This window comes from Mesorhizobium sp. M5C.F.Ca.IN.020.32.2.1 (assembly GCF_004023105.1).
GTDB classification, from domain to species: Bacteria; Pseudomonadota; Alphaproteobacteria; order Rhizobiales; family Rhizobiaceae; genus Mesorhizobium; species Mesorhizobium wenxiniae.
This window is the reverse complement of record NZ_RZSX01000447.1, coordinates 1-5,171: the sequence shown is the minus strand read 5'-3', so window position 1 is coordinate 5,171 and position 5,171 is coordinate 1. Positions and strand designations below refer to the sequence as shown.

6 protein-coding genes and 1 pseudogene are annotated in these 5,171 nt (G+C 61.5%); 5 read left to right on the top strand and 2 right to left on the bottom strand.

Going from position 1 to position 5,171, the window contains the following annotated elements:
* A partial coding sequence (locus EOA86_RS21290; protein ID WP_164891882.1) for an OsmC family protein occupies positions 1-281 on the bottom strand: 281 nt, incomplete at its 3' end.
* A gap of 134 nt (positions 282-415) precedes the next feature.
* Positions 416-934 (bottom strand): single-stranded DNA-binding protein, encoded by a 519-nt coding sequence (locus EOA86_RS21285; protein WP_029352883.1) that lies wholly within the window; start codon positions 932-934, stop codon positions 416-418.
* Positions 935-1,170: 236 nt separating this feature from the next.
* On the opposite strand from EOA86_RS21285, the gene EOA86_RS21280 reads away from it, so the two are divergent.
* The 5 genes and pseudogenes from EOA86_RS21280 to EOA86_RS21260 all read left to right on the top strand — a co-directional run.
* Positions 1,171-1,485 carry a metalloregulator ArsR/SmtB family transcription factor gene (locus tag EOA86_RS21280; protein ID WP_128343428.1) on the top strand — a complete coding sequence of 105 codons (315 nt, stop codon included), beginning with the start codon at positions 1,171-1,173 and terminating at the stop codon, positions 1,483-1,485.
* Entirely contained in the window at positions 1,482-1,958 is a 477-nt protein-coding gene (locus tag EOA86_RS21275; protein ID WP_127211576.1) for an SRPBCC domain-containing protein, read from the top strand. Before EOA86_RS21280 ends, EOA86_RS21275 begins: the two co-directional genes overlap by 4 nt.
* 21 nt (positions 1,959-1,979) lie before the next feature.
* A complete protein-coding gene (locus EOA86_RS21270) occupies positions 1,980-2,585 on the top strand; it encodes an ATP-dependent Clp protease proteolytic subunit (RefSeq protein WP_029352889.1) in 606 nt (201 codons plus the stop codon).
* Positions 2,586-2,682: 97 nt separating this feature from the next.
* Positions 2,683-2,970, top strand: coding sequence for a hypothetical protein (locus EOA86_RS21265; RefSeq protein ID WP_128343426.1), 288 nt, complete (start codon positions 2,683-2,685; stop codon positions 2,968-2,970).
* Positions 2,971-3,719: 749 nt separating this feature from the next.
* Positions 3,720-5,171, top strand: a pseudogene (locus EOA86_RS21260) (excinuclease ABC subunit A); the annotation flags it as partial.

Sequence of the window (5,171 nt, the reverse complement as noted above, 5' to 3'; positions counted from 1 at the left end):
ATGAAATGCATATGGATGCGGGTGAACACCCGCGGCTCCTTCTCCGCCCGATCGGCGTCGAGTTCGACCACGCAGTCTTCGACCGCCTCGCGGCTCTTTTCGAGGATGTGGACGACATCATAGGCTGAGCAGCCGCCGGTGCCGAGCAGCACAAGCTCCATCGGGCTCGGCCCCGGCGTCCTGCCTTCCGGCCCGAAGGCAGTCCCCAGCACCACCTTGTGGCCGCTGCCGGACTCGCCGACAAAGGTGCGCTCCTCGACCCATTTGACCCGTGCTTTCACCTAATACGTCCTTTCACTGCGCACCGCTTAAATGCAGAACGTCCCGAAATCCAAGACAGATTTTCGGGACGCCAATTCGTGGCCTCAAGTAGCCGGCGTTTTTCGCCCGCGTAAGGGACATCCGCCCCAAGAAATCAGAACGGAATTTCGTCGTCGAGTTCGCGCGACGAACCGCCGCCACCACCGCCCTTGTTGCCGCCACCGCGATTGAAACTCTCGCCCGGGCCGGACTGCCCGAAATCGGAACCGCGGCTGCTGCCGCCACCGGCATAGCTGCCGACCTGACCGCCCTCGCCTTGCCCGCGCGCGTCGAGCATCTGCAGCTCGCCACGGAATTTCTGCAGCACGATTTCGGTCGTGTAGCGGTCATTGCCGGTCTGGTCCTGCCATTTGCGCGTCTGCAACTGGCCCTCGACATAAACCTTCGCACCCTTCTTCAGATACTGCTCGGCGACCTTGGCGAGCTGGTCGTTGAAGATGACGACATTGTGCCACTCGGTCTTTTCCTTGCGCTCGCCGGAAGTCTTGTCGCGCCAGCTTTCCGAGGTAGCGACGCGGATGTTGACGACCGGCTCACCCGAATTCAAACGGCGGATTTCCGGGTCCGCCCCGAGATTGCCCACCAGAATGACCTTGTTGACGCTACCCGCCATGATACTTCTCCGCGCTCATCCGAAACAAAATTTCTGCCGCTCACCTTATAGACTGCGGGCAATCCCCGCCTGCCGTGGCTGCCTTTTCCCACAAGGTTTTTGTTCTCTTTTCGTTCTATCTCAATCAATTCCTGCTGTCAAGGAATGTCAGCAATCGATGGGGTCCGCCGTGCCATTCCATATGGGCGCGAAAAGACTGCTTGCCAAACCAATAAGTGCAGACTTATGCTTCAATCATGATCGAAGCAGAGATTTTTCGAGCGCTTTCCGACCCGACGCGCCGCGCCGTCTACGAACGGCTCGCCGCCGGCGAGAAGACCGTGTCGGAACTGCGCAGCGGCATGACCGTGTCGCAACCGGCCGTGTCGCAGCATCTCGCGGTGCTGCGCGGCGCCGGCCTGGTGGTCGAGCGGCGAGCCGGCCGCAACGCCTATTATCGCGCCGATCCGCAAGGGCTTGACCCTCTGCTCAGCTGGATCGAGCGGTACCGTGCGTTCTGGCCCGAGCGCATCGAAAGGCTCAAGGCGGTTTTGAAGGATATGGACCAATGACGGCAAAACAGCATTCAGACATGGCGGCAGATTCGATCGAGTTCGAGTGCGAGCTTCCGGACCCGCCGGAAAAAGTATGGCGGGCGCTGACGGTGCCGGACCTGCTCGCGGCCTGGATGATGCCGAACGACATCAAACCCGAGATCGGCAGTCGCTTTGCCTTTGCTAAGGCGGGTGCACCGATCGAGTGCGAAATCCTCAACGCTGAGCCCGAACGCCTGCTGCGCTATTCCTGGCGGGAGCGGCCGGCGCCTGGCAATGCAGCTGATCCGCTCGACAGTATCGTCACCTTCACGCTCGGCCGCACCGCGTCGGGCGGTACGCATCTGCGCATCGTCCACGATGGATTCGCGCGGGTCGCTACGTCTGCGGTTGCGATGGTGGGCGCCGGTTGCCGGCTTTCGCTCAACGCACACAGCCCCAAACAGACCATTGCCGCAAACACGCCTCGCCTTTTCCTGCGCGCGGCCTGAGCGGCACAACGGAAAAAAGCTATGAGCGGTTTTGCCAACCTGGTGCCGATGGTGATCGAGCAGTCGAGCCGCGGCGAACGCGCCTTCGACATTTTTTCGCGGCTGCTGCGCGAGCGCATCGTCTTCATCAACGGTCCGATCGACGATGGCGTGTCGGCGCTGGTCTGTGCCCAGCTTCTATCGCTGGAATCCGACAATCCCGATAAGGAGATTTCCCTTTACATCAACTCGCCGGGCGGTGTGGTGACCAGCGGTTTCGCCATCTACGACACGATGCAGTATATAAGCAGTCCAGTATCGACCGTCTGCATGGGCTTTGCCGCCTCGATGGCCTCGTTCCTGCTGATGGCAGGCACGCCGGGACGGCGTATCGCGTTGCCCAATGCCAGCATCCTGCTGCACCAGCCGTCAGGCGGTTTCCAGGGCCAAGCCTCCGACATCCAGCGCCACGCCGAAGGCATCCTCAGGACCAAACGGCGCATGACCGAGCTTTACTCGCACCATTGCGGTCGCACGTTCGAAGAGGTCGAACGCACGCTCGACCGCGACCATTTCATGACCGCCGAGGAGGCAAAGACTTGGGGGCTCGTCGATCATGTTTTTGACACCCGTAAGAAGGCGGCGTGAAAGGTAGCCGGCTCATGCGCGATGCGGCCAAGTCGTTCGGCAAGTTTCATCGCCACCGGTCTGGCTTCGACCAGGGTTCGGCGGATATAGTCCGCCGATGCTCGACAAGATTTTAATCCACTCGAACCGGCTAATCATCGGTGTTGCCGTCGCGGCCATGACTTCCGGCGCGGCGTTCGCGGAAGACAATTCAACGTCTTCGCAGAACGGCACGTTGCCCGGCGTGGCCGATGACTATCGCATCGCCAAGCCGGCTCCCGAACCCGACGACGCCGTGCCCAGCAACGGTAACGGCCAGTTCAAGATCGGCGATACCGATGTCAGGATTTCCGGCAGCATAACCTTCGACGTCGGCGTCGGCGCGTTCCAGGGCCCTCGGCAATAAGGCATGCGTGCGGGCCATCATCGCTGCCACGACCTTGCGGCCCTAAAACGAACAGCCCCGCCGCTGCTTCCGCAAACGGTCGGGGCTTTCTTGGATCTAAAATCCACCTCGCCGGGAGTGCACTGCCGGCTTTTGATTTCGGATGCTTCGCGGCATTCAGCCGACGATCCGACTAGTAGTCTCTGATTTTGGTGGGGATCGGCAAGTCACGGTTTGTCGGGCGGCGCACACGCCTGGCCCTGGCACTTATGCCTGCCGCGGCTCCAGCGACACGTGGAGCCTCAAGGGACTGTCCGGTGGAGTCATTCCTCTGCTCTCCTTTTCTGTCCATTGCGACTGGTGTCGTCCGAAGCGCATATCGCAAAAACCCGCGGCGTCTCGCAGACCACCTTGGGGCGGCGAGGCCATCGAAAGACGGCCGGCTTCGGTGACGTTTGGAGTCTGACTCCCTGAGCCTGAGACGTCAACCGTTGGACAGCCGATTACAAAAAATGTGATCGCTTGGATGGCGAATCCGAAATTGCATTCGTTTCGAGCAGCGCGGCGTCGGCCTTGGATTACGTGGACGCTTTTGTCAGGAGCTTGTTCGGTCTTTGTTCTTTCCGCTTGCCCGCCCGCGCGAAAGACGGTTAAAGGCTTTGGTCGAGAGTTGTGGCGTCTCTCGAAAAGGTGGCGAAATTACCTACATAGGGGATGGCCGGGACAACCCGCCATCCCACGAGATTCCAGACCTGAGGCGGCGACCGGCGATGGCCGACCATAAATATCTTTCCATTCGCGGGGCGCGCGAACACAATCTGAAGAATGTCGATCTCGACCTGCCGCGTGACAGCCTGATCGTCATGACCGGCCTGTCGGGCTCCGGCAAGTCGTCGCTCGCCTTCGATACCATCTATGCCGAGGGGCAGCGCCGCTATGTCGAGAGCCTGTCGGCCTATGCGCGGCAATTCCTCGAAATGATGCAGAAGCCGGACGTCGACCAGATCGACGGCCTGTCGCCGGCTATCTCGATCGAGCAGAAGACCACCTCGAAGAATCCACGCTCGACGGTCGGCACCGTCACGGAAATCTACGACTACATGCGGCTGCTGTTCGCGCGCGTCGGCGTCCCCTACTCGCCGGCCACCGGCCTGCCGATCGAGAGCCAGACGGTGTCGCAGATGGTCGACCGCGTGCTGGCGGTCGAGGAAGGCACGCGGCTTTTCATCCTGGCGCCGATGGTGCGAGGCCGCAAAGGCGAGTACCGCAAGGAACTGCTGGAGCTGCAGAAAAAGGGCTTCCAGCGCGTCAAGGTCGACGGTGTCTTCTACGAAATCGCCGACGTGCCGGCGCTGGACAAGAAGTACAAGCATGATCTCGATGTCGTCGTCGACCGCATCGTGGTGCGCGGCGATCTGGCGACGCGGCTTGCCGATTCCATCGAAACTGCGCTGAAGCTCGCCGACGGGCTGGCGGTGGCCGAATTCGCCGACCGTCCGCTCGACTCCAGCCAGACCGGCGAGGATTCGGTCAACAAGTCGAAGAACGAGACGCACGAACGTATTCTGTTCTCGGAAAAGTTCGCCTGCCCGGTGTCAGGCTTCACCATTCCCGAGATCGAGCCGCGGCTGTTCTCCTTCAACAACCCGTTCGGCGCTTGCCCGACCTGCGACGGCCTCGGCAGCCAGCGCGCGATCGACGCCAGCCTGATCGTGCCCGACGACAACCTGTCCTTGCGTGCCGGCGCCGTCAGCCCGTGGGCGAAATCGACCTCGCCCTATTACGTGCAGACGCTGGAGGCGCTGGGCAAGGTCTATGGCTTCAAGCTCGGCGACAAGTTCAGGGATCTGACCGAAGAGGCAAAGCAAGCCATCCTGCATGGCACCGGCGAGCGCGAGGTCACCTTCCAGTACGATGACGGCCTGCGCTCCTACAAGACGACGAAAACCTTCGAAGGGGTCATCCCCAATCTCGAGCGGCGTTGGAAGGAGACCGAATCTGCCTGGATGCGCGAGGAGATCGAGCGCTTCATGTCGGCCACGCCTTGCCCGGCCTGCCGCGGCTACCGGCTGAAGCCGGAAGCGCTTGCGGTGAAGATTGCCGGCAAGCATATCGGCGAGGTCACCGAACTGTCGATCCGCAAGGCCGACCAGTGGTTTACCGCCCTGCCCGGCTCGCTCAGCGACAAGCAGAACGAGATCGCGGTGCGCGTGCTCAAAGAG